The organism is uncultured Rothia sp., assembly GCF_963544205.1.
Lineage (GTDB): Bacteria > Actinomycetota > Actinomycetes > Actinomycetales > Micrococcaceae > Rothia.
Genome location: NZ_CAUUDY010000006.1, coordinates 22,046 through 45,913, shown reverse-complemented (window position 1 = coordinate 45,913; position 23,868 = coordinate 22,046). Strand labels below are relative to the sequence as shown.

Annotated in this window: 20 protein-coding genes, 2 tRNA genes and 1 riboswitch; of the genes, 18 read left to right on the top strand and 4 right to left on the bottom strand. The window is 62.3% G+C overall.

The annotated features are described in order from the left end of the window. Window positions 1-92: 92 nt before the first annotated feature. From def to orn, 3 genes are all read right to left on the bottom strand, one after another. Window positions 93-665, bottom strand: a complete 573-nt coding sequence (gene def / locus RWZ58_RS04775) for a peptide deformylase (protein WP_314657798.1) — start codon at window positions 663-665, stop codon at window positions 93-95. Between the two features lie 225 nt (window positions 666-890). Continuing rightward, a tRNA-His gene (locus RWZ58_RS04770) sits at window positions 891-963 on the bottom strand. Between the two features lie 106 nt (window positions 964-1,069). Then, the gene (gene orn / locus RWZ58_RS04765; RefSeq protein WP_303947705.1) at window positions 1,070-1,756 is read right to left on the bottom strand and encodes an oligoribonuclease; all 687 of its coding nucleotides are present in this window, start codon (window positions 1,754-1,756) and stop codon (window positions 1,070-1,072) included. 229 nt (window positions 1,757-1,985) lie between these two features. Here orn and mptB point away from each other — a divergent pair, with 229 nt between their 5' ends. Together mptB and RWZ58_RS04755 are read left to right on the top strand one after the other, a co-directional pair. Then, entirely contained in the window at window positions 1,986-3,659 is a 1,674-nt protein-coding gene (gene mptB, locus RWZ58_RS04760) for a polyprenol phosphomannose-dependent alpha 1,6 mannosyltransferase MptB (RefSeq protein WP_314657795.1), read from the top strand. A 120-nt stretch (window positions 3,660-3,779) separates the two neighbouring features. Continuing rightward, window positions 3,780-3,855, top strand: a tRNA-Arg gene (locus RWZ58_RS04755). Window positions 3,856-3,969: 114 nt separating this feature from the next. Here the strand turns inward: RWZ58_RS04755 and RWZ58_RS04750 are convergent. After that, window positions 3,970-4,869: an HNH endonuclease family protein gene (locus tag RWZ58_RS04750; protein ID WP_314657794.1), complete on the bottom strand. Its 900-nt coding sequence runs from the start codon at window positions 4,867-4,869 to the stop codon at window positions 3,970-3,972. Window positions 4,870-5,267: 398 nt separating this feature from the next. Here RWZ58_RS04750 and RWZ58_RS04745 point away from each other — a divergent pair, with 398 nt between their 5' ends. The 16 genes from RWZ58_RS04745 (at window position 5,268) to ribB (ending at window position 23,868) form a co-directional block, all read left to right on the top strand. Beyond that, window positions 5,268-5,789 (top strand): single-stranded DNA-binding protein, encoded by a 522-nt coding sequence (locus RWZ58_RS04745; RefSeq protein ID WP_314657792.1) that lies wholly within the window; start codon window positions 5,268-5,270, stop codon window positions 5,787-5,789. 217 nt (window positions 5,790-6,006) lie between these two features. Beyond that, window positions 6,007-6,354 (top strand): 50S ribosomal protein L19, encoded by a 348-nt coding sequence (gene rplS / locus RWZ58_RS04740; protein ID WP_005507488.1) that lies wholly within the window; start codon window positions 6,007-6,009, stop codon window positions 6,352-6,354. A 194-nt stretch (window positions 6,355-6,548) separates the two neighbouring features. Beyond that, window positions 6,549-7,682 (top strand): signal peptidase I, encoded by a 1,134-nt coding sequence (gene lepB / locus RWZ58_RS04735; protein WP_314657791.1) that lies wholly within the window; start codon window positions 6,549-6,551, stop codon window positions 7,680-7,682. A 15-nt stretch (window positions 7,683-7,697) separates the two neighbouring features. Continuing rightward, window positions 7,698-8,525: a ribonuclease HII gene (locus RWZ58_RS04730; protein WP_399549514.1), complete on the top strand. Its 828-nt coding sequence runs from the start codon at window positions 7,698-7,700 to the stop codon at window positions 8,523-8,525. Window positions 8,526-8,604: 79 nt separating this feature from the next. Then, window positions 8,605-8,931 carry a DUF2469 domain-containing protein gene (locus tag RWZ58_RS04725; RefSeq protein ID WP_314657788.1) on the top strand — a complete coding sequence of 109 codons (327 nt, stop codon included), beginning with the start codon at window positions 8,605-8,607 and terminating at the stop codon, window positions 8,929-8,931. Window positions 8,932-9,238: 307 nt separating this feature from the next. Further along, complete coding sequence (locus tag RWZ58_RS04720; RefSeq protein ID WP_314657785.1) at window positions 9,239-9,709, top strand: YraN family protein; 471 nt, start codon at window positions 9,239-9,241, stop codon at window positions 9,707-9,709. After that, window positions 9,709-11,247: a YifB family Mg chelatase-like AAA ATPase gene (locus RWZ58_RS04715; RefSeq protein WP_314657783.1), complete on the top strand. Its 1,539-nt coding sequence runs from the start codon at window positions 9,709-9,711 to the stop codon at window positions 11,245-11,247. The genes RWZ58_RS04720 and RWZ58_RS04715 overlap by 1 nt, the downstream gene beginning before the upstream one ends. 105 nt (window positions 11,248-11,352) lie before the next feature. Continuing rightward, window positions 11,353-12,999 carry a DNA-processing protein DprA gene (dprA, locus tag RWZ58_RS04710; RefSeq protein ID WP_314657781.1) on the top strand — a complete coding sequence of 549 codons (1,647 nt, stop codon included), beginning with the start codon at window positions 11,353-11,355 and terminating at the stop codon, window positions 12,997-12,999. 141 nt (window positions 13,000-13,140) lie between these two features. Next, entirely contained in the window at window positions 13,141-14,256 is a 1,116-nt protein-coding gene (locus RWZ58_RS04705) for a tyrosine recombinase XerC (RefSeq protein WP_314657779.1), read from the top strand. Window positions 14,257-14,597: 341 nt separating this feature from the next. After that, window positions 14,598-15,497, top strand: a complete 900-nt coding sequence (locus tag RWZ58_RS04700; RefSeq protein WP_005507477.1) for an ACP S-malonyltransferase — start codon at window positions 14,598-14,600, stop codon at window positions 15,495-15,497. Window positions 15,498-15,613: 116 nt separating this feature from the next. Beyond that, window positions 15,614-16,639, top strand: a complete 1,026-nt coding sequence (locus tag RWZ58_RS04695) for a beta-ketoacyl-ACP synthase III (protein ID WP_314657777.1) — start codon at window positions 15,614-15,616, stop codon at window positions 16,637-16,639. 204 nt (window positions 16,640-16,843) lie between these two features. Next, window positions 16,844-17,086, top strand: a complete 243-nt coding sequence (locus RWZ58_RS04690; RefSeq protein WP_005507475.1) for an acyl carrier protein — start codon at window positions 16,844-16,846, stop codon at window positions 17,084-17,086. 255 nt (window positions 17,087-17,341) lie between these two features. Then, a complete protein-coding gene (fabF, locus tag RWZ58_RS04685; protein WP_303936819.1) occupies window positions 17,342-18,613 on the top strand; it encodes a beta-ketoacyl-ACP synthase II in 1,272 nt (423 codons plus the stop codon). Between the two features lie 1,098 nt (window positions 18,614-19,711). Next, window positions 19,712-19,911: riboswitch (FMN riboswitch) on the top strand. A gap of 433 nt (window positions 19,912-20,344) precedes the next feature. Continuing rightward, complete coding sequence (pnuC, locus tag RWZ58_RS04680; protein WP_314074750.1) at window positions 20,345-21,076, top strand: nicotinamide riboside transporter PnuC; 732 nt, start codon at window positions 20,345-20,347, stop codon at window positions 21,074-21,076. 1 nt (window position 21,077) lies between these two features. After that, window positions 21,078-22,388, top strand: coding sequence for a bifunctional diaminohydroxyphosphoribosylaminopyrimidine deaminase/5-amino-6-(5-phosphoribosylamino)uracil reductase RibD (gene ribD / locus RWZ58_RS04675; protein WP_314657773.1), 1,311 nt, complete (start codon window positions 21,078-21,080; stop codon window positions 22,386-22,388). A gap of 196 nt (window positions 22,389-22,584) precedes the next feature. Beyond that, complete coding sequence (gene ribB, locus RWZ58_RS04670) at window positions 22,585-23,868, top strand: 3,4-dihydroxy-2-butanone-4-phosphate synthase (RefSeq protein WP_314657772.1); 1,284 nt, start codon at window positions 22,585-22,587, stop codon at window positions 23,866-23,868.

Genomic DNA, 23,868 nt, shown 5'->3' with positions numbered 1-23,868 from the left:
AAAACGAAGACCGCGAATGCGCTCGAGAGTGCATTCGCGGTCTTCGTTTTAAGTTCTCGGGAGGTCGGTCCGACCTTCAGAAGAGCTCATGATTAGTGGCCGAACGGATCCGGATCCACGCCGGGCATCCACAAGTTACCGTCGACGGTCCAGCCTTCCTTCTTCACGACCTTCTTCATCTTGCTGGTCCACTTCTTGTTCAGACGGTTCACGTACAGCTTGCCGTCCAGGTGGTCGGTTTCGTGCTGCATGCAGCGTGCGAACCAGCCGGTCGCCTCAAAGTGGACGGGGTTGCCGTGCTCATCAAGACCGTTCACGGTGACCCACTCGGCGCGCTTGAGGGGGAAGCCGTAACCGGGGAAAGACAGGCAGCCCTCTTCCTCCTCGTACGGGTCCGGGTCAGCGGTAGAAATCTTGCCCAGGGTCAGCACCGGGTTGATGATGCAGCCGCGCGGGGGCACGCCGTCCTCGTTCTCCATCTTGTAGGTGAAGATGCGCAGGCCCACACCAATCTGCGGTGCCGCCAGGCCCACACCGTTGGATGCGTCCATGGTCTCGTACATGTCAGCCACGAGTTCCTTGAGCTCATCATTAAACTCGGTGACGGGTGCCGCGGGGCGGTGCAGAACGGGGTTGCCGTGAATAACGATGGGGCGAATAGCCACGGAATTATCCTTTGCTTGTGTTGAACGGGAACTTACCGGATGCGCCTGCCTCGTGAAGATATACCCGTGAAGATGTACCTCGTGAAGATGCGGTGCGCCCTGTTCCCGCTCGCTGGTTAAAGTGCGGGTGTAAAAGCTCTGATCCGGTAAACCTCGTATGAGGTAACCGAATCGAGGGTAAGCGAAAGGGCCGTTACGGATAACCATAACGACCCTTTCCATCGGGGTGATCGACGGGGGTTGAACCCGCGACCTCCTGGACCACAACCAGGCGCTCTGCCAACTGAGCTACGACCACCATGTGCTTCGCTTGGTTTCCCTTGCGATATGCAACGGATACTACTGTACAGGAGATTCAGAAACCTGCCAAGTTGAAAAGCCGTGATGCTCGTTACATGCTGTGCTTACGCCTTGGATGCCTCAGTCGCCTCAGAAGCGGACGACTCAGCCTCACGCTCAGCCGCCTCGCGTGCGGCACGCTCCGCCTCCACCTCACGCGCAATCTGCGCCGAAGCAATCGCATCCGGGCCCTGCGGCACAAAAATGGCGCGGCGGTAATACTTCAACTCATCAATCGAGTCCTTGATATCGCCCAGTGCACGGTGGTTACCGGTCTTCGCCGGGGCACTGTGACGAGCCGCCGGGTACCAGCGCGCCGCCAGCTCCTTAATGGTCGACACATCAATCACACGGTAGTGAAGGTGCGCCATGACCTCGGGCATGTAACGCTCCAAGAAACGCTTATCCATGCCCACCGAGTTGCCGCCCAGCTGCGCCTTGCCCGCCACCGGAACATACTTCTTGATGTAGCGAAGCACCTGCTCCTGCGCGTAATCCATCGATACGCCGTGATCAATATCGGGCAGCAGACCCGACGCCTCATGCATCGAACGGACAAAGTCATTCATGTTCTCCAGGGCACCCGCAGGAGACTCATCACCGGGCTTAATGACGAACTCAACGCCAGAACCCAGAATGTTCAAATCGGCATCCGTGACCAGAACACCCACCTCGACGAGAGCGTCATTCTCCACGTCCAGGCCGGTCATCTCGCAGTCAATCCATACAATACGTTCACTAGAAATACTCACCCTCCCACTCTACCCCCAAACGCCGCCGACCAGCCTCCCCGCCTGTCATAAAAGCACACGCAGTATGCTCAGTCGACCAGAAATAAGGGAACGGATACGCCCACCGATGTACCCACCGATGCGCTCGCCGCCTGTCCGTCAGTTCTACCGCAACAGTGAATCCGCCGGGTGCTCAGAGCCGCTCGGGTATGATAAAAACCAGAACGACGATGCAGACAGAAAGGGAGTTATGCGCGCACCAAAGGAGCTAGCACACCGGCTCACCACCCCCGGCGCACACGACGCACCTCTCTCACCCAAACTCTTGGACTACGTCAATAATCACCGTCTGCGCACGCTGATTATCGGCACCATCGGCTCCATCATGGTCACCCTCGGCTCCTACGCCGTCGGCTGGCTCGCCGACAGCTCCAACTTCTGGCGTTACGAAATTATTCGCGCCATCCGATTCGAAGCCGCATGGGTCATCACCGGCATTATCATGCTCGCCCTAGGCGCCATGATCATGTGCCGCGAATGGCTGCGCATCTACCAGAAAATGGGCGACTGGAACGAACCCAACACCATGCGGTGGATGATTGCCGTCACCGTCAGCTGGTCCCTGCCACAGGTCTTCGCGTTCACCATCTACAGCCGCGACATGTTCTCCTACTACGGTCAGGGCATGGTCATGGCGCACGGCCTCAACCCGTACAAGCACGGTGTCTCCGAAATCTCGAACTTCATGCAGAACGGTGCGGACCCCATGTGGGCGGAATCCCCGCCCCCGTACGGACCGGTCTCCCTCAAGTTTGAAGAGTGGATTGTGCGCCTGGCGGGGGAGAACATCGACCTCTCCCTCTTCTACTTCCGCCTACTCTCCGTGCTCGCGGTCATCGGTATCCTCTTCTACGTGGCAAAACTCGCCCAGGCGCACGGCTTCAACCAGGTCCGCGCTCTCTGGCAGATTGGCCCGAACCCGCTGTTCATCGCATCGTTCATTGCCAGCGGCCACAACGACTCGCTCATGACCATGTTCATGCTCGGCGGCCTCTACTACGCCAAGCGCTACCGCGACACCCGATGGGGCGGCCCGCTCGGCGTGACCTTCGTAGCCCTCGGCGTTGCCGTCAAGCCGCTCGCCCTCGTGGTACTGCCCTTCGTGGGTCTGCTCTGGGCGGGTAAGAACGCCTCCTGGCCGCGCAAGTTCATCTTCTGGGCGCTCTCCGGCGTGCTGCTGCTCGCCGAAATGGCGCTCATGGGCTGGGCAACCGGACTGGAATTCGGCTGGATCAAGGCACTGTCCACCACCGGCGGCCAGTACATCTGGTACACCCCCTTCGGCCTGGTCATCGGCGCCGCTTCCCTGTTCGTTCAGGGAGACGCCTTCGAGGTCATCCGCAAGCTCATCGAGACCGTCGGCAAGGGCATCGGTATGCTCGGCGCGGTAGCCATGGCATTCGTCGGACGCGACCGCAACATCGTACGCCACGCCGGCCTCGCCATCCTGTTCATGCTCCTGTGCAGCCCCATGATTCAGCCCTGGTACCTGCTCTGGGCAATTCCGATGCTCGCCGCAACCGGCCTGCGCTCACACTTCCAGCTCATGTGGTACTTCATCACCACGCTGTTCTTCATGGCGTACGGCGTGAGCGACCAGCTGAACGTTTCGCCCTACCTGCGTGACTTCAACCAGGACATGGGTCGACTCATCGCGACCGTCATCTGCCTGGGCTACATCATCTACCTGGTCGCCCTCGACCCGGCAACCCGCCGCCTGGTGTACGTGAGCCTGCACCCCACGCAGATTCGCCGCACCTCGATTCGCCTGTGGTGGCAGCTATTCCCCGGCGCATCCAGCCGCCGTGCACGCCGCCGCGAGGTGAAGAAGGCAGAACGCGAAGCCGCCAAGGTAGGTTCCTAGCGCGAACTCCTAACGTGCCCGCCTGGTTGGGTAGCCCGATGGTGCAACCTAGCGGAACAGCCTCCACCCGTAGAGGCGCGGTGCATGAGAGGCTCAAAATCTCATGTACCCTAGAGGAAGGCCTCAGTAGCTCAGAGGATAGAGCAGGAGCCTTCTAATCTCTTGGTCGGGGGTTCGATTCCCTCCTGGGGCGCCACAAACAAAAACCGCCCCGCACCCTAAACTCAGGGTGCGGGGCGGTTTTCTGTATGCATTTACGTTTTGCGCCGCCGCAAGGAGGCGGTGCCGGGAGACTACTTCTTGGTCGGGGCTACTTCTTAGTGGGGTTCGTGTCCTTGCAGGAGTTAAGGACGCGCTCCATAACCTTCTTCTCGTCCGCGGTCACCCACAGCTTGTACTTCGCCTTCACGTGCACCTGACGAGCCACGTAGGTGCAGCGGTAGGCGGTGTTGCTCGGCAGCCACTCGGAGGCGTCCGCATCGGACTTCTGCTGGTTCGCCGGGCCGTCCGCGGCGAGCAGGTTCTCCGGGTCGTTTGCCAGCTGGCGGCGCTGCTCGGCGGTCAAATCCTGAGCGCCGGTCTGCCATGCGTTCGATAGTGCCACCACGTGGTCAATCTGCACAGCCGAGGAGGTCTTCTTACCGCGCTTGAACTCGATAGTCTTGCCGGTGTACGGGTCATCCAGAGTGCCGGTAATGACGGTGCATGCGTGGGTCCTGACCTTGAAACGAACATTGGTCAGGTCGCGGCGCAGAATGTCGTCGCGGGTGTTGCACTTGTTGCCGTCAACGTCATCCCAGGCGGGACCGAACTGATCACGAGAGTAACCGTTCTTCGACGCGCGATCCTTCACCTGCAGGGACGCCAGCTCGCTCTTCGCGGTCGCCAGATCCGGTGCGAGCGCGGTCGCGGGGTCAACCGCCTTGTAGGGGTTCTTGACCTCGGCGAGGGTTTCGGTTGCGACGTTCGCTTCTTCGTCATCTGCGGTGGAGGAGGTGCTCTTATCGGTGCCGAGCAGCCCATCCACGCCGTTCTTGCTCACGTAGACCAGACCAATAATCAACACGATCACGGCAAACAGGGCGAGCAGACCGTAAATGAGGCGCTTCTTCTGCGGGTCCATCGAATCGGGCAGCTTGGGCAGGTTGCGCTGCAGCTGCTGAAGTTCCTGCAGGGAAGGCAGGTTGTTGTTCGCGGGCTTTTTGCTCACGGGTTCTCCAAGACGGGTAGACGGGACGCGGCTGAGTGCACCGCATCATCAAGGATAGAGGGCGCGGGGCTGAAATAGTGAACTGGAGGGCAAAAATAGCCGCCCCGACGCTGAGATACCTGTCACCATGCCGGGTGGGGTAGGGGTTGCGGAGGTATTGGTGAGTGGGGATGGGGGTCTTAGCCGTGGGGGAGCGGTCGTCATATTTCTGTGGGGAGCGCGCTACTTGCGGGCGATTTTTGAAAAAACGGGGTGAAAAGTTCAAAAACTCTATCCACAGGCGGCACTCAAAACCGCAAAACGCGAGGTTATCCACAGAACCGGTAACCGCCGGGTGCAGATGTATGCCACAGCTGGCAGGGTGAAGGGACCCATCCACTAGTTTCTAAGGAGAAACCATGAGCGACACCATCCTGATCCGCGGATTCACCGCCTCCGACCCGGCACTGAGCACCCTGCCCAACGGGGTGCCGGTCGTGAACTTTCGCCTCGCCAGCACCCCGCGCTGGCAGGATGCCACCGGCACCTGGAAAGAAGGCACCACCAACTGGTACACCGTGAAAGCCTACCGCCGCCTCGCGCAGAACATCGCCACCTCCATTGAGAAGGGGCAGCCGCTGGTCGTGAGCGGTCGCCAGCGCATTAGCCGCTGGAACCGTGAAGACGGCACGCAGGGCACTACCGTAGAGGTGGATGCCCTCGGCATCGGTCACGACCTGAACTACGGCACGAGCACCTTCGCCCGCACCGTGGAGAAGCGAACGGTCAACGAGGGAGCCATGCAGGGCACGCCGTTGCAGACCTCGCTGCCTCAGAACTCGGTGCAGCAGGACGCACCGCAGAACCTGGCGCCGCAGAACTCGGTGCAGCAGGATGCACCGCAGAACGGGGGAGCACAGAGTGACGAACCCCCCTTCTAAAAGTACTCCCCGGATGCTTGCATAAACGCGGGTGCATTGGGATAATGGGACATTGTGTTGACATCGGGCACGCCCCTGCCGCAGGGGGGAGAGCGACCAACGGTGTCAGCCTTCGGGCACCAATCCTGTCCGAAGCATCAAGTTTTCTGTCCCGCAGTGGGGCAGAGCAATCTGAGTCTATTTGACCTGCGGCAGATGGCTCTGGAGATCTACAACTATGCAGACTCTTGACTTCCTCGACAAGAAGTCCCTCCGTGACGACGTCCCCGCATTCGGCCCCGGTGACACCCTGAACGTTCACGTTAAGATCGTTGAAGGTAAGAACCATCGTATCCAGGTCTTCAAGGGCTTCGTCGTTGGCCGCCAGGGTGCAGGCGTTCGCGAGACCTTCACCGTCCGCAAGGTTTCCTTCGGCGTTGGTGTTGAGCGTACCTTCCCCGTTCACTCTCCCTCCATCGAGAAGATCGAGGTTGTGACCCGCGGTGACGTCCGTCGTGCAAAGCTGTACTACATGCGCGACCGCCACGGTAAGGCTGCTCGTATCCGCGAGAAGCGCGAGTTCTAATCTTTATAGATACAGAATTCTGTTGCAAACCGCTCCCCAACCGCATTCCGCGGGAGAGGAGCGGTTTTTGCATATTCTGAGAACCTTGCCGCTCTCAGGAAACAAAAGCCCAAGAGCGCAAACACTCTCGATACAATAGCTAGGTACCGTTTCACTCGAGCTAGGTATCTCTCAAACGAAAGGCTCACTCCAGCATGGCAGACGACAAGAACACTGCGAACACCAGCCCCTTCCCTGAGGGATACCAGCCTCAAAGCCGCCGCGAACGCCGCGAAATGGAAGAATACTTTGCGCGCCTCGCCGCCGAAAAGGCAGCAGCTGAGAAGGCTGCCGCAGAGAATGATGGCGCTGAAAAAGTCGCGACCGAGAAGGCGACCCCCTGGAGTGCTACCTCTTCCACCGAAAGTGACGCCAAGGGCGCCTCCGAGCGCGACCACGAGGTGGTCGCCAGCGCCGAGGCGAGCGCCGCCTCCGCAGGTGCCGCCGCGAAGGACGCGAAGAAGAATACTAAGCGCGAAGAAGCCACCGACGAGGAGACTACCGCAGACGTGGAACCCACCAAGGACTTCTCCGAAATGACTCCCAGGGAACGTCGCAAGGCAAAGCGCGCCGAACAGGCGGAGCTGACCTACTCCCAGGCGCAGGAAGAAGGCCGCCTCGGCGAATGGTTCTGGGTGCAGGCACGCGAGGGTGGCACCGTCATCCTCTACGCGCTGGTCATCGCGTTCCTGGTGAAGACCTTCCTGCTGCGCGGCTTCTACATTCCTTCCGGCTCCATGGAGCAGACCCTGCAGGTCAACGACCGCGTGTTCATCAACGTGGCGGGCTCCTACTTTAGCGAGCCCAAGCGCGGCGACGTCATCGTCTTCAAGGACTCTCAGGGCTGGATTCCCTCCACCCAGAAGACCAGTAGCCCGCTCAAGGACGCCCTGTCCTTCGCCGGTATTCTGCCGGATACTTCCTCGAACTTCCTAGTCAAGCGCGTTATCGGCACCCCCGGTGACGTGGTCGAAAGCGACGGCAACGGCAAGATCAAGGTCAACGGCGTAGAGATTAACGAACCCTACCTGTACCCGGGCAACCCGCCCTCTGAGCTGGCGTTCAAGGTGACCGTGCCCGCCGGTAAGTACTTCGTGATGGGTGACCACCGCAGCAACTCTGCAGACTCCCGCTACCACATTAGTGACGGCACCGCGTTCATTTCCAAGGATGACGTGCAGGGTAACGTGTTCGTCGTGGCGTGGCCGCTGAACCACTTCGGCCTGCTGACTGACGAGAGCTCCGTATTCTCCTCGGTTCCTGCGCCGACCTCCACCCCGTCCGAGTAAGCGAGCCCGAGTATGATGGCGAGCGCCCAGAAGAGCGCAACGAAACCCGCGAAGACTAAGCCTGCGAAGGCAACCCCGCCCGCAGCCGACCTCGAATACGAGCAGCAGCTCTTTGCCTCTGGTGCCCGCACGGTTGCCGGAATCGACGAGGTGGGCCGCGGCTCCATGGCGGGCCCGGTCACCGTGGGCGTCGTAATCCTCACCCCGGACGCCACCCTCGAGGTGGGTGGGCTGATTGACTCCAAGGCGCTCTCACCGGCACGCCGCGAATCCATGGTTCCCGAAATTCGCCAGTGGTGCGCCGTGGCGGTCGGGCACGTGGAATCGGCGGATATTGACCGGCTCGGCATGACCCTCTCGCTGAGGCTTGCCGCCCAGCGTGCGCTCGCCGAACTGGCGCGCCGCGGATACCGTGCCGACGCCGCCCTGCTGGACGGTAAGCACGACTGGTTCACGCCTCCGCAGGAGGACCTGTTCAGTGCGCTGGCACCGGACCCGGCGCAGGCACACTACAACGCTCTGCTCGCACAGGCGTGGGACGGCGTGGGCGAGGGCGGTGCAGGTGAGCCCGCGCAGATGCCGGTGACCATGGTTATCAAGGGTGACTACAAGTGTGCCTCCATCGCCGCCGCCTCGGTGGTTGCGAAGGTCGAACGTGACGAGCTGATGGTCCAGCTGGATGCCCGCTACCCGGGGTACGGCTGGGCAAAGAACAAGGGTTACGGATCCGCCGCTCACCGCGAGGCGATTAGCGTGCAGGGTCCCAGCCCGCAGCATCGACTGTCATGGTCGCTTCCGGCGACCGCCGAGCAGATTGAGGCTGCCGCGGCACAGCGCGGCTAGGATGCAGGAGGCGGCACCGTCGGGAGCCCCCCATGCCACCGCTGAATCAGTACTAAGAAAGCCCAGGAAAGGAAGAGTAGTGAGCGCAGAAGACCTCGAAAACTACGAGACCGACGCCCAAATGGCGCTCTACCGCGAATACAAAGACGTCATGTCGCTCTTTAGCTACGCGGTAGAAACCGACCGACGCTTCTACCTGGCTAACCAGGTGGACGTCACCCCGCACGTGCAGGAGGGCACCCTCTACTTTGAGGTGAGCATGAGCGATGTATGGGTGTGGGACGTGTTCCGCTCCAACCGCTTTGTGAAGAAGGTGCACGCCTACTCGGTGCGCGATGTGAACGTGGAGGAGCGCCTGCCCAACCAGGAGTTCACCGTGCCGGAAATGCCGGACTTCAACGCCTAGCGCACGCCCGATTTACCGCCTTTGCCGGGGGTAAGCACGGGGCTGCCGAGCTGCTGGGTGGCAGAATCAGGTGTTGGAACCGCGTGATGAAACTGAGTGATGAACTCGCACGAATATGACGCGCCGAATCGGCGCACGGGCGGCGTTTTTGAAAAATATGCCCAAAAATTTCAAATAAACGACTGTGGATAACCTCTAATTCTCTCCGGGAGCCGAGGTTATCCACAGTTTTTCGTTAACCGCATCCGGGCACGCGCGCGGCGGGCACAGTAGAAGCACAACCGCTATCTACTTAGGGGAGAGACCCATGACACCAGCCCGAATAACAGCCCGCGCCGCAACCCGAAGCGCACCCAACAGAACCCAGCTCCAGGGAACCAGGTCTCAGCGAACCCAGCCCCGCGCCCACAGCGTCGGGCGGTGGGGTGAGGAGCTGACCGCCCGCATCCTTGAGGCGAACGGCTACCGAATCTTGGAGAGGAACTGGCGACCGCCCGCCGGACTGGAACACGAACAGATTCGCGGGGAGCTCGACCTAATCGCCATTGACCCCGAGGACGAGCTGGTGTTCGTTGAGGTCAAGACCCGCAGCAGTGAAGACTTCGGGCACCCGTTCGCCTCCATTGACCGCGATAAGGCGCGCCGTACCCGCTCTCTGGCGATTCTCTGGTGCCGCCTGCGCGAGAACCTGGATTTTCCGCGCTTTCGCATTGACGCAATAGCGGTGACCGGAACCTGCGAAACCTTCACCTTCGAGCACCTGAAGGCGGTGGCGTAATGGGATTCGCACGCACCTATTCCGTGGCGCTGGTTGGCCTGCGCGGGCACATTGTTGATGTTGAGGCGGATATTTCGCAGGGCCTGCCCGGCTTCGTGCTGCTGGGTCTGCCCGATACCGCGCTCAACGAGTCCAAAGAACGTGTGCGCTCCGCGGCGAAGAACACCGGCATCACCCTCACCCAGCACCGGCTCACCGTCAACCTGACCCCGGCGACCCTGCCCAAACGCGGCTCGGCGTTTGACCTTGCCATCGTTGTGGCGGCGCTGCAAGCGGAGAAGAAACTGCACCCCAGCGGCGATAGCGTCTTCCTGGGCGAGCTGGGCCTGGACGGAACCCTACGCCCCGTGCCGGGCATCCTGCCCGCGGTCAAAGCCGCCGTGGACGCCGGTCACCACCGCGTGATTGTGCCCGCCGAAAATGCTGAGGAGGCGGCACTCATCCCCGGCGCGCAGGTGAGCGGTTTCCGCTGCTTGGCGGAGGTTTTTGCCGCTCTCGGCGCGGAGAGCCAGAAGCTGACCTACCCGCCCGTCCCGCAGACGGAGGTGAGCGCACCGACGGTGAAACCGGCTGAAATTCCCTCGGATATGAGCGATGTTGCCGGCCAGTCGCAGGGGCGTTTCGCCCTGGAAATTGCCGCTGCGGGCGGCCACCACATGTTGCTGACCGGCCCGCCCGGTTCGGGTAAAACCATGCTGGCGGAGCGCCTGCCGAGCATCCTTCCGACCCTCGACAATGATGCCGCGATGGAGGTGACCGCGATTCGGTCCCTCTGCTCGGCGGGGGAGCACCTGAGCGAGCTGGTGCGTCAGCCGCCGTTTGAGGCGCCGCATCATAGCGCCTCCGCGCCGGCGATTCTGGGTGGCGGCAGCGGCATTCCCCGCCCGGGCTGTGTCTCGAAAGCGCACCGCGGCGTGCTTTTTCTCGACGAGGCGCCGGAGTTCAAACGCACTGTGCTTGATTCACTCCGCCAGCCCCTGGAGTCGGGGACCGTGACCCTGGACCGTTCGAGCGCATCGGCGACGTATCCTGCGCGTTTTCAGCTGATTCTGGCGGCGAACCCGTGCCCCTGCGGTATGAACGTGGGCACCGGTACGGAGTGCACGTGTGCCCCGCGTGAGCGTCGCGCCTATTTTGGGCGGCTGTCCGGTCCGCTGGTGGACCGTATTGATGTGAATGTGACGGTTCCGAAGGTGTCGTCCACGGAGCTTGCGGGCGGTCAGGTAAACGAGAGTTCGGCGCAGATTCGCGAGCGCGTCATGGCGGCGCGCGGTGCCCAGCGCGAGCGTCTGGAACCGTACGGGTTGAAGACGAACGCGGAGATGAACGGCAAGATTCTTCGCGGTCCGTTGCGTCTGGATGCGAAGCTCACCGGCGAGCTGAACGCCGCCGTGGATCGCGGAACGCTGACGGCTCGCGGCTACGACCGGGTGCTGCGTATCGCCTGGACTCTCGCCGATTTGGAGGGTGCCGCCTACCCGAGCCGGGAGCACCTGGACGTGGCGCTCTTTTTGAGGCAGCAGGGGCAGTTGAAATAGCGTGCCGGAACTTTGATGGGAATGAATCACTGACGAAAGGAGAAGAATGTCATGAGTGAGAAGAAAAAGCGGAAACAAGTCAGAGATGCCGAGCTGAGAAACGCTGTGCCAGAAGAAAGCACGGCGGAGGATTTTGTGCAGGAGGAACTGCAGATCCGCCTGCCAGGCCGTACCCTGGATGCGCACGCCCTGGTGCGTGAGAGGGTGGCGCATATTCTGTCGCTGGGGCAGGAGCCTTCGCCGAGCCCGTATAACGCGGCGCGCCTGCCGGGGTTCCTCGCTTCCTGCCTGAACCCGGTGTATCTGGAAGAGATGAACCAGCAGGAACAGCCGGGGGAGGAGCAGGGCGAGCGCCCCGAACCCGCGGCGGGCACAGCCTCCACCAGCTCTGAGCCCGCGCCCCTGTTCAACCCCTCCCTCAGTGCGGAGGAGCTTGAGGCGGCGTGCCGCGAGTACATCCGCTGCTGCACCGCCCAGCTGATGCGCTACGCTGAGCCCGCCGATGAGCTCGTGGTCGAATCCCTCACCACCTTGGGCGCGCCGCTGACCCTGCACTACCTGATGATTGGGCACATCCCCGATGAGCACACCTGGGAGCACGGCGAACCGGACGAGCAGCTGAGCGAATTTCTGCACTCGGTGGGTGCTCCCACCGAGGGGGAGTCCGCCCTGTTTTCCACCGCGAATGGCTACTACACGCCGGGTGAGCATCAGATGAGCCGCGATAAGTTTGGCAAGGCGCTCGCGACCCGCCGCCTGCGCTGGAACCGCCGCATGGAACGTACCCTGAACGCGGAGGCGCACATGGCGGCAACCTGCGGGGCGTGGCTGGTCACTCCCGCCGATCCGCTGTGGCCGCCGCAGCTGAACGATTTGGGGCCCGCCCGCCCGTACGGGCTGTGGTGTCGAGGCGATTCGCGGCACCTGCTGGATGTGGCGTCTGCCCCGAGCGTGGCGCTGGTCGGTTCGCGCGACCCGAGCATCTACGGTACGGAGGCGACGACCCACCTCGCCGCCGAGCTGGCGCGCCGCGGGTACACGGTGATTTCTGGCGGTGCGATGGGCATTGATATTGCGGCGCATCGGGCGGCGTTGACTCAGCAGGGTAGCGACCTGCCAACCATCGCCTTCATGGCGGGTGGGCTGGACCGGCTGTACCCGGCGCAGAACTCGGACGCGTTGAACATGATTGTTGACCGCGGGCTCATCATGAGCGAGGTGAGCGTGGGTAACACCCCCACGCGTTGGCGTTTTCTGGAGCGTAACCGTTTGATTGCGGCGTTGGCGCGGCACACTATTGTGGTGGAGGCGCGCTGGCGTTCCGGTGCCCTGAATACGGCTCGTCACGCGATGGAGATTGGGCGTACCCTCTGGGCGGTTCCGGGGCAGATTAATTCGCCGAACTCGGTGGGCACGAACCGTCTGCTACGCGATGGACTAGCGCAAACACTCACCGAGGCCGCCGACATCCTCGAGTACGATGCTGCCGCGGGGTTCGAGCTGGGCACCGAGCACGAGAGCGAGTGGGATCAGGCTGCCTCCTCCAGCGCGCTGGATGAGCTGACCGAACGACAGGGCAGGGTCTGGGATGATTTGAGCCCACGCTCCTACCGCGGCGTGGACGAGATTGCCGCAGCCCTCGGGTTGAGCGCTCGCGACGTGATGGCTGACCTGTTCCACCTGGGTCGCTGCGGTCTGGCGGAGAGCAGCGGAACGAGCTGGAGGAAGGTCCGCCCGGCTGTCGCGGCGTAGGGTTCTTCCTGATGACGGGGCGGCACGTGGAGAGCTCGGAACCTCTCTACAATTGGGGTAGGCCTGCGCGCACTGGCCCAGAGCCTACCCCGCCGCCGCATCGTCGATAGGCGCATCGAGAATACACGAAAGGAGGGACGCATGACCCCCGCCCGCCAGCCCGAAAACCGAGCTGAAAACCAGGCGGAGAACCGGAACGAGAACCGGGAGGAATACCGGGACGAGGCTCCCTCCACGACCCTGCCGGTGACCTACACCCGCACGCTTGCGCCGGAGTATGTAGAGAGCTCCGCCCTACCCGGCTCTGTTCTACCTGATTCTGCGCTGGGTGTTTCCGGCGAGGTGTTCCGCCCCGTTCTGGACCGTTTTGAGCGTTTTCTGCGCTATGAGAAGCACCGTTCCGAAGAGACGATCCGCTCCTATATTTCCGATTTGGAGGGTTTCTTCGGCTATATGGCGCGCCGCGGTGTGCGGCACCTGGACAGCATTGATGCGTCCCTGATTCGTGAGTGGTTGGGTTCGTTGCATCTGCGGCAGGCGGCTCGTTCTACGGTGGCGCGCCGCGGTTCGACCCTGCGCACGTTCTTCACCTGGGCTCAGGAGGAAGAGCTGGTGCACGCCAACCCGACCCGCGGTATGCGCACCCCCAAGCGGGAGAATCACCTGCCGCCGGTGTTGAGCCGCGAGCAGATGAACCAGTTGCTGACCACTCTGCAGGAGCGTCGGGCGCAGGATCCTCGTGATGCGCGTCTGCTGCGCCTGGAGGCGGTGGTTGAGGTGCTGTACGCCTCGGGTATGCGTATTTCTGAGTTGACCGGCCTGGATTTGCAGAGCGTGGACCGGGCGAATAAGACGGTGCGCGTGCTGGGTAAGGGCAATAAGGAGCGCGTGGTGCCGCTGGGTACCCCGGCGCTCAAGGCGTTGAATCGTTGGGTGTCCTATGGTCGTCCGCAGTGGATTCCGGAAGGTGCGCAGGGCGTGACGGCGCTGTTTATTGGTCCTCGCGGTGGGCGTGCGAATGCCCGTCAGATTCGTGAGGATCTGACCCGCCTGTTGCGCACGGTGGAGAACACTCAGGCGTCGGGTGCGCACGTTTTGCGTCATTCGGCGGCGACTCACCTGGTGGATGGTGGTGCCGATATTCGTTCGGTGCAGGAGCTGCTGGGACATTCGTCGTTGGCGACCACGCAGATTTACACGCACGTGTCGATGAAGCGTCTGGCGGAGACGTACGCGCGGGCGCATCCGCGAGCGTAGGACGTTCGTGTGTCTAGGGGTTTATGCACAGGTGCGGGGGAGTGCGCTGGACTGTGCCTTGAATAGAGCTCTGGGCAGCGCTTTGAAGGGTGCTCTGAACGCCGCCGTTTAATGTCTCTCTATTTGAACCTTGTGCGGCTGAACTGTACGAATGGAGGAAATCGTTCTAAGCTATACACTGTTCAACCTCTGTCTAGGCTCCCAGCGCAGCCCAAAGTTTCTGCACAGTGATGTTTATACAGGGCGGCTGAACAAGGTAGCATAGGTAACAGACTAACCGTGGTCTCCGTCTCTATAATGGCACCGCGTACGAGTACTAAAAACCAGAAAGGTCGCACCGCATGCGCGCACTCGTTTGCCCTGGACAGGGCTCCCAGAAGAAGGGCTTCCTGAGCCCCTGGCTCGAGATTGAAGGTGTGCGTGAGCACCTGGAACGACTCTCTGAAGCGGCAGGCATCGACCTGATTCACTACGGCACCGAAGCCGAAGAAGAAACCATCAAGGACACCGCAATCGCCCAGCCCCTCATCGTGGCTGCAGGCATCGTCACCGGTCGACTCGCACTGCGCGAACTCGACGGTGAAGAACTCATCTTCGCGGGCCACTCCGTCGGCGAAATCACCGCAGCAGCCCTCGCGGGCGTACTCAGTGACGAAGACGCAATGCGTTTCGTGCGCGTGCGCGCCAACGGCATGGCGGAGGCGGCAGCCGCCTCCCCGACCGGTATGGCTGCAGTACTCGGCGGCGTTGAAGAAAACGTCCGCGAAGCCATCGACGCAGCAGGCCTCGTCGCAGCAAACTCCAACGGCGGCGGCCAGATCGTAGCCGCAGGCCCCATCCCCGCCATCGAGGCATTCGCCGCGAACCCGCCCGCACGCGCTCGCGTCATCCCCCTAAAGGTCGCTGGCGCATTCCACACCGAGGCAATGGCACCCGCCGTGCCCGCCCTGGAAGAGTTCGCCGCATCCCTGCAGGTCTCCGACCCGACCTCCGCACTGCTGACCAACCGCGACGGTTCCGCCGTGGCATCCGGTGAAGAGTTCGTCAAGACCCTCGTCTCCCAGGTCACCAGCCCCGTCCGCTGGGATCTGTGCATGGCAACCCTGCTTGAACGTGAGGTCGCCGGCATTATCGAGGTCGCCCCCGCAGGCACCCTGGTCGGCCTGGCAAAGCGTGCGATGCGCGGCGTGCCCGGCACCTCCATCAACACTCCCGAGGACCTCGCCTCGCTGAAGGGCTAAACGCCGGGGGAGAGCACCCCGCCCTCCCCGCACTGGGAACCCTTCACACTAGACATGCACTTTAGACCTGCGAGGCACACAGTGTCTTGCGAGCATCAGCACTAAGGATTGAATACGTGACTACCCTCAAGCAGTACGAAATCAACCGCTACTCCCGCATCCTCGGTTACGGCGCAGCCCGCGGTGAGGTCATCGTCCCCAACGACGACATCGTTGAGGCAATCGACTCCTCCGACGAGTGGATCAAGCAGCGCACCGGCATCGCAACTCGCCACCGCGCCAGCGGAAACCAGTCGGTAACCGACCTTGCCATCGGTGCCGCCAAGGACGCCCTCGAAGCATCCGGTGTAGCCGGTGAGGACATTGAGGCGGTCATCATCTCGACCATCTCGCACCCCTACGCAACCCCCTCCCTGGCAACCCTGGTCGCCGACGCAATCGGCTCCAAGTGCCCCGCATACGACATCTCCGCAGCGTGCGCAGGTTTCTGCTACGGCATCGCCCAGGCAGACGCCCTCGTCCGCGCGGGCACCGCAAAGCACGTGCTGGTCATCGGCGTTGAGAAGCTCTCCGACTTCATCGACAACACCGAACGCACCATCTCCTTCCTGCTCGGTGACGGCGCAGGCGCAGCAGTCGTAGGCGTATCCGACGAACCTGGCATCGCCCCCACGGTATGGGGTTCGGACGGCTCCCGCTGGGGCACCGTCGGCATGACCCACTCCCTGCTGGATATCCGCAACCGCGACTTCGCCGCAAACCCCGTCGAAGAAGGCGAAAAGATCTGGCCCACCCTGCGTCAGGACGGCCCCTCCGTCTTCCGCTGGGCAGTATGGGAAATGGCGAAGGTCGCCAAGCAGGCACTCGAAACCGCCGGTATCACCCCCGACGAGCTCGGCGCGCTCATCCCGCACCAGGCAAACGCCCGCATCATTGACCAGATGGTCAAGACCCTCAAGCTTCCCGACACGGTGGCAGTGGCACGCGACATCGTCGATGCCGGTAACACCTCCGCCGCATCGGTCCCCCTCGCCGCGCACCGCCTGCTCAAGGAGAACCCGGAACTCTCCGGCAAGTTCGCCCTGCAGATCGGTTTCGGTGCCGGCCTGGCATTCGCAGCTCAGGTAGTCGTCCTTCCCTAAGGAAAACCACCGGAGCCCGATGCTCCCCGCCCCTCACGACCGGCACAGCGCCGGTGCGCGAGAAAGAAAATAAAGCGGGAAAGCATCCCCACAAACTCCGAGTTGACGCATGCGTACACCACGCAGACACGATAAACTCGGTAATGCACGCGTACCCCCACCCGGCGGGTGCGATGACCATCGAAACAACAAAGGAGCCCCTGAATGGCTAACAAGGAAGAGATCCTCGCAGGTCTGGCAGAAATCGTTAACGAAGAGACCGGCGTTGAGGTTGAGGACGTTCAGCTGGACAAGTCCTTCACCGAGGACCTGGACATCGACTCCATCTCGATGATGACCATCGTCGTGAACGCTGAGGAGAAGTTCGAGGTGACCATCCCGGACGAAGAGGTCAAGAACCTCAAGACCGTTGGCGACGCAGTCGAGTTCATCGCGAACGCTGCCTAAGCTATAACCAATAACGAGGCGGCGCGGGCTCTCACCGGCCCGCGCCGCATCGCTATTCACTCAGCTTTCAATCCAACACACCCCGGGAACACAAAGCGGAACCCCCGCGGAACATACCGCGCGGAACAGACAGGGTGCAACGACAGCGCCCTCACCGCGTGAAAACGTGCACCGCTTACCCCCGGGCCCTACAGGTTTTTATCCACACACCACCGGATAAACCACCAAATCGACCACCGAAGAGAAAGTGCCACAATGTCTCGAAAAGTGCTGGTGACCGGCCTCGGCGCGACCACCCCCATTGGCGGCGACGTCCCCACCACCTGGGAAAACGCAACCAAGGGCGTATCTGGTGTATCCACCCTCGACTACCCCTGGGTCAAGGAATACGACCTGCCCGTATACATTGCAGGCCAGCTCGCCGTGCCCGCCCTCGAATCCGGCCGCCTCACCAAGGTAGAAGCAAAGCGCCTGGATCCCTCGGGCCAGCTCGCCCTCATCGCCGCACGCGAAGCATGGGAAGACGCAGGATTCTCCGGCCCCGACGCCGAATCCGCAGAAGAAGTCGACCCCGAACGCACCGGCGTAGCCTTCGGCACCGGTATCGGCGGCGTGTGGACCCTTCTCGACGCATGGGACACCCTCCGCGAAAAGGGCCCCCGCCGCGTCCTCCCCATGACCGTTCCCATGCTCATGCCCAACGGCAACGCAGCAGCCGTCTCCATGAACCTCAAGGCACGCGCCGCAGCACAGACCGTCGTCTCCGCATGCGCATCCTCCACCGAAGCCATGCAGCTCGGTGCTGAAATGATCCGCAGTGGCAAGGCAGACGTCGTTATCGTCGGCGGTGCTGAAGCAGCAATCCACCCGCTTCCCATGGCAGCATTCGCCAAGATGCAGGCACTCTCCTCCCGCAACGACGAACCCGAAAAGGCATCCCGCCCCTACGACGTCGACCGCGACGGCTTCGTCATGGGTGAAGGCGCAGCAGCGCTCATCCTCGAATCCGAAGAGCACGCCAAGGCACGCGGCGCACGCGTCTACGTGGAACTGGCAGGCACCGGCGTCTCCGCCGACTCCTACCACATCACCGCACCCGACCCCGCAGCACTCGGTGCAACCCGCGCACTGCGCGAAGCCCTCGAAGACGGCAACATCGACCCGAAGACCGTCGTGCACATCAACGCGCACGCCACCAGCACCCCCGCCGGTGACCTGCCCGAAGCAACCGCAATGCACGAAACCTTCGGCGACCACACCAAGAACATCGCCGTCTCCGCAACCAAGTCCATGACCGGCCACCTGCTCGGCGGCGCGGGTGCCCTCGAGGCAGTGCTGACCGTACTGGCGCTGCACCACCGCACCGCACCCTGCACCATCAACCTGGACAACAAGGACCCCCAGATTGACCTGGACGTGGTGACCGACGCACGCGAGCTGCCCGCCGGTGAGATTGTGGCGCTGTCGAACTCCTTCGGTTTCGGCGGTCACAACGCTGTTGTGGCATTCCGCTCCGTAGAGGACTAAAACCTCAGGGCTTCTAGCCTCATAAAGACATAACGCTCCCTCAACTACCGCGTGTAGCTGGGGGAGCGTTATGTTTTGGATGCGTTTGTGGGGGAGGCCGTACCGGACAACGCTTGCGGGGGAGTGCCCCCTCTGCGGCGCTGGGGCGCCTTGAGGACGGAGCCCCCGCTTCGCGTGCCCGGTACGCCTTCTAGGCTCGCCCGAGTTTGGGGTGCCCCCGTTTTAGACGTTAAAAACGGGTGGCGTATCCGCTCCGGCACTGCGAATACGCCACCCAAACACACCACACTCCACAAGACAATGCAGAGCGCGCGGGATCAACCATCCCGCAAGGTTCCCGTAACCTCCATCGCGCACCACGGTAGGCGACGACAGAAGAACGGGAGCTTATGACCGTTTGACACACACAACGCCCCCTCGTACAGATATACAAAGGCGCACGCCATGCGATCTTCCGGAAGTTTATTCGGAAGAGCTCCCACGCCGGTTCCGTTGAGAAAACAATTCGGTGTGGTTGCCTCCCGATGGTGAAGCACATCAACATCGTGTGCCGCAATACTGCGCAATCCAGTACGCGCAGATGTTGCGTGAAAACCATCCTCAGGAATGCAGTCCGCGGGCCAGTTTTCCAGCTTCAAATGGCAGAAGCTTAAGGGTTTGATGTGAGTGCTCGGATGGTCCGAATCATGTTGCTCTCAACGGAACCGGTTTATCGGTGATGGGAGCTCCTGTAGATAAGAATAACCTTAAATCACCCCTGGAGTAAACCTTAAACCAATAATTTAACCTTATTGTTATAATTCCTTGTCATAAAGGTATTGACGAGTGTTCAATATGCTCTGAGTAACCCCCTGGAGGCCCTCATAACTCTTTGGTCTGTTTGGCGCTCTCCACCGTTATGAAACCGTGATAAATCGCTCCCGAAAAATGAAGAATCAGGTTCCGAAGCGGCCCAGTGAGTGGTTGCAGAGAGGAGTTGCGTAGTGGGGCTTGAAGACGCGCTCAGAACGCAGTCACAAAACGTCATCTTGTCACGGAAGTTATCCCAGAGAAAACAAATTAAACCCCCGGCGTGCGCTGTGGCATAATCAGTATCAACATCGTGCTCCGGGGTCGGTGAAATTCCGAACCGGCGGTCACAGCCCGCGAACCGCTCTCGCAGGCAGGCAAAAAATCGTACGAATCTTCGCATCCGCACAGGACGCCAAGACTCCGCTAGAGACGCCCGCCCGCAAGAGAGGCCGAACCGGTGAAAATCCGGTGCCGACAGTACAGTCTGGATGGAAGGTAGCACGAGCAGAAAAAGGCAGGAGCGTACTCCGCCGAATCTCCCGAGGCCCCTCGGGATAGCGTGCAGGGTGCACCGACGCAGTTGCTTCAGAGAGTTGCTGCTTCAGAAAACTGTTGCTTAGAGTGCGGTTCGTTGAGAGAGCCGTTGCTTAGGGAACGGTTTCTTGGCAGAGCATCAGCTTTCGATGTAGCAGGGGAGAGGCACCTTTCGTAGGTGCCGGTACGTTAATCCCCTCGGTCGCAGTCGGCTGGTTTCAGCTGCGGTTTTCAACTGCGGTTCTCAGCTACGGTTGGCTGATTCGCCACTCCCGCCTCACCATGGATACCGGGCACCCCTAAGGTGCCCACGGTAGCCGCCCTTTCTGTTCCTCTCCCCGGAGCCGCCGCAGATGCGCACCCCGCGCATCCGAAACACGGTCCAACTCAGAGAGGAAAGAAACAATGGACATCCTGCGGTGGCTCTTCGACGCACAAATTCACGTGGGGGACCAGTCCCTCCTCGTGCGCGAAGTTCTCGGAAACGCATTCGGCCTAGCATCGGCGCTGGGCGGCATGCGACGCAAAGTATGGGCGTGGCCCGTCGGCATTCTAGGCAACCTGCTACTCCTCACCGTCTTCCTGGGCGCCCTCGTCGGTAGCCCGCACCCCGTGACCATGCTCGGCCAGGCAGGCCGCCAAATTATGTTTATTGCCGTGTCCATTTGGGGCTGGCACCGCTGGCGCGCAACCCGAGCCGCCGGTGGTAACGCCTCCGAAGGTGCCGCGGTGATCCCCAAGTGGGCCACCAACACCGAACGCGCAGGCCTGGTTGTTGCCATGGTTGCAGGCACCCTGCTGCTCACCCCCATCTTCCGTGCCCTCGGCTCCTACGAACCGGTCTGGTCCGACGCCTGGATCTTCACCGGCTCGCTGCTCGCCACCTACGGCATGGCGCGCGGCTGGGTTGAATTCTGGCTCATCTGGGTTGCCGTCGACCTGGTCGGCGTGCCGCTGCTGTGGAGCGCAGGCTACTACGCGACCTCCCTCATGTACGTGTTCTATGGATGCTTCACTCTGGTCGGCTTCTTCGTCTGGTGGCGCACCCGCAACCTGGAGGCGCAGAAGACCCAGGTGCAGACCCAGTTCCCCGACGTGACCGTTGAAGTAACTGACGTGAAGAAGGGTCGTGCATAAGATGCCGCAGAATCCCTCTCAGGAGGTGCTGGCGGGCGCGCACCTGCCCGCAACCCTTACCCCCAGCACGCACCTGCCGCACAACGACCTGGATTACTCCGCCGCGGAGTACGGGCACCTCGCTGGGCTGCCCACCGCACGCACCCTCCAGCTGCCCGACCCCGAGCAGATCCTCAGCCACGACGAGGCGATGAGCCTGGCACTGCAGGCAGCACGCCAGGGTATCCGCGGTGCGAACCCGCTTGTCGGCGCCGTCATCACCGACCGTGACGGGCACCTGCTGCACGTGGGCTACCACCGAGGCGCAGGCACCCCGCACGCCGAAGCCGACGCACTCGCCGCCGCCCGTGCCGCGGGAACCGACCTTACCGGCGCCCGCATGTACGTGAGCCTCGAGCCCTGCAACCACACCGGACGCACCGGTCCCTGCTCCCACGCCGTCGCCGAGGCGGGCATCAGCGAACTCTACTACGCCTACAGTGACGACACCGAAAACGCTGCAGGAGGCGCCGCATACCTGCGCTCGCAGGGCGTCACCGTGCACGCCATGGAGGAGTTCGCGAACGCCTCCTACCAGCTGAACGAGCGCTGGTTCATTGCCGCCGCCGAACGTCGCCCCTTCATCACCGCAAAGAGCGCATCCACCCTGGACGGGTTCATTGCGGCTGCTGACGGCACGAGCAAGTGGATTACCGGCCCCGCCGCGCGCATTGACGGGCACCTGATTCGTCACCGCGCCGACGCCGTCATGATTGGCACCCGAACCACCCTCATGGACGACCCGACCCTGGATGCGCGCGACGCCAACGGTGAACGCTTCGAGAAGCAGCCGCTGCGCGTGGTCATGGGCAAGACCGAGATTACCGAAAACTACCGGATTCGCGGCCTGAACCCGCCCGAAGGTGTGGAGGCGGACCCGCAGAACTTCCTGCAGATTTTCACCCACGACCCGCGCGAACTGCTCGACGAGCTGTATGCCCGCGGGGTGCGGCACCTTATGATTGAGGGCGGCCCCGGCATGGTCGGCCTCTTCGCCGGTGAAGACCTCATCGACGAGATGGTCTGGTACCGCGCTCCCATGATTATGGGTCGAGGCAAGAGCGCCGTGTACCGTCTGCTCGTGGACACCCTCGCGCAGGCACCGCGCCTGCAACTGGATGACCTGGGCATGTTCCCGGCGGTGCGCGTGCTCGGTCAGGACACCTCAACGCACCTGGTGCCGGCACCTCGCGGAACGGTGCAGGAGCCGGGCGAACGGCGCACCCTGCCGAAGCTGGACGCCTGCCACGCGCCGGAACCGCGACTGGATTAGACCCAGAATCTGTCACGCCGCGATGCGGGCTCGGTAGCTTCACTGAACGCTACCGGGTTCGCATGCTGGCACAAAAACGCCCCGTCACGGGGAATATTCGAAAAATACGTATAGTTATACCGACGAACAAACCATCGCCGCCCGTCGCCCTCAACGACGACGACCCGGCGGACACGGCGAGAAAAGGAAAGCACACATGTTTACCGGAATCATTGGCGCCCTCGGCACCGTAGAATCCATCACCCCCATCGAAGGTAGCGACGCAGCCTACCTGACCCTCAACGCCGGAGACATCGTCGCCGACCTCGAACACGGCGGCTCCCTCGCCGTCAACGGTGTATGCCTCACCGCTATCGACCTCGACCAGCTGCAGCCCGGCCAGTTCCGCGCCTACGCCATGGGCGAGACCCTGCGCCGCACCAACCTCGGCAACCTGAACCCCGGCGACACCGTCAACCTGGAGCGTTGCCTGCCCGCCGGTGGTCGCCTCGACGGTCACGTCGTGCAGGGCCATGTGGATGCGGTGGGTACCCTCGCGTCCATCACCGCGCACGAGGCGTGGAGCACCCTGCGTTTCAACCTGCCCGCCGAGCTGGCACCCCTGCTCGCGGAGAAGGGCTCCATCGCTGTGTCTGGCGTGTCCCTGACCGTCACCGCGGTTTCTGAGCCCGGCGAAACCCCCGCCTGGTTCGAGGTCGGCCTGATTCCCGAAACCCTGAAGGCAACCAACCTCGGTGCGCTCAAGGTCGGCGATAGCGTGAACCTTGAGACCGATGCGCTCGCTAAGTACGTGCAGCGCCTGACCGCGTTCGCTGGCGTGCCGCAGACTGCTTCTGAGCAGGTTGCACCCCGCCGCGCCGACGCCGCAACCGTGCTCGACAGCGTGCAGACCGCAGTGGACGCTATCGCCGCAGGTCGCGCCGTGGTCGTCGTTGACGATGAAGACCGCGAGAACGAAGGCGACATCATCTTCGCCGCCGAGCACGCAACCGCCGAGCTGATGGGCTTCATGATTCGCTACACCTCCGGCGTAGTGTGCGCACCCATGCCCAATAAGCGCGCAGACGAGATGAACCTGCCGCCCATGGTCACCAACAACGAGGACCCCAAGGGCACCGCCTACACCGTCTCTTGCGATGCGGCATCCAGCGTGAGCACCGGCATTTCCGCGGCGGACCGCGCACGCACCGTGCAGATCCTCGCGGACGCTGCCTCCACTCCGGCGGATATTACCCGCCCCGGCCACATCTTCCCGTTGCGCGCCGTTGATGGCGGCGTGGCGGAACGCCCCGGCCACACCGAAGCCGCAGTGGAACTCTCCCGCGCGGCGGGCCTGTCCGGCGTGGGCGTTATCGCCGAGGTCGTGCACGATGACGGCTCCATGATGCGTTTTGATGCCCTGCGCGCCTTCGCAACCGAGCACAACCTGCCTATGATCTCTATCGAAGACCTCATCAAGTACGTAGCCGAGGCGGCATAG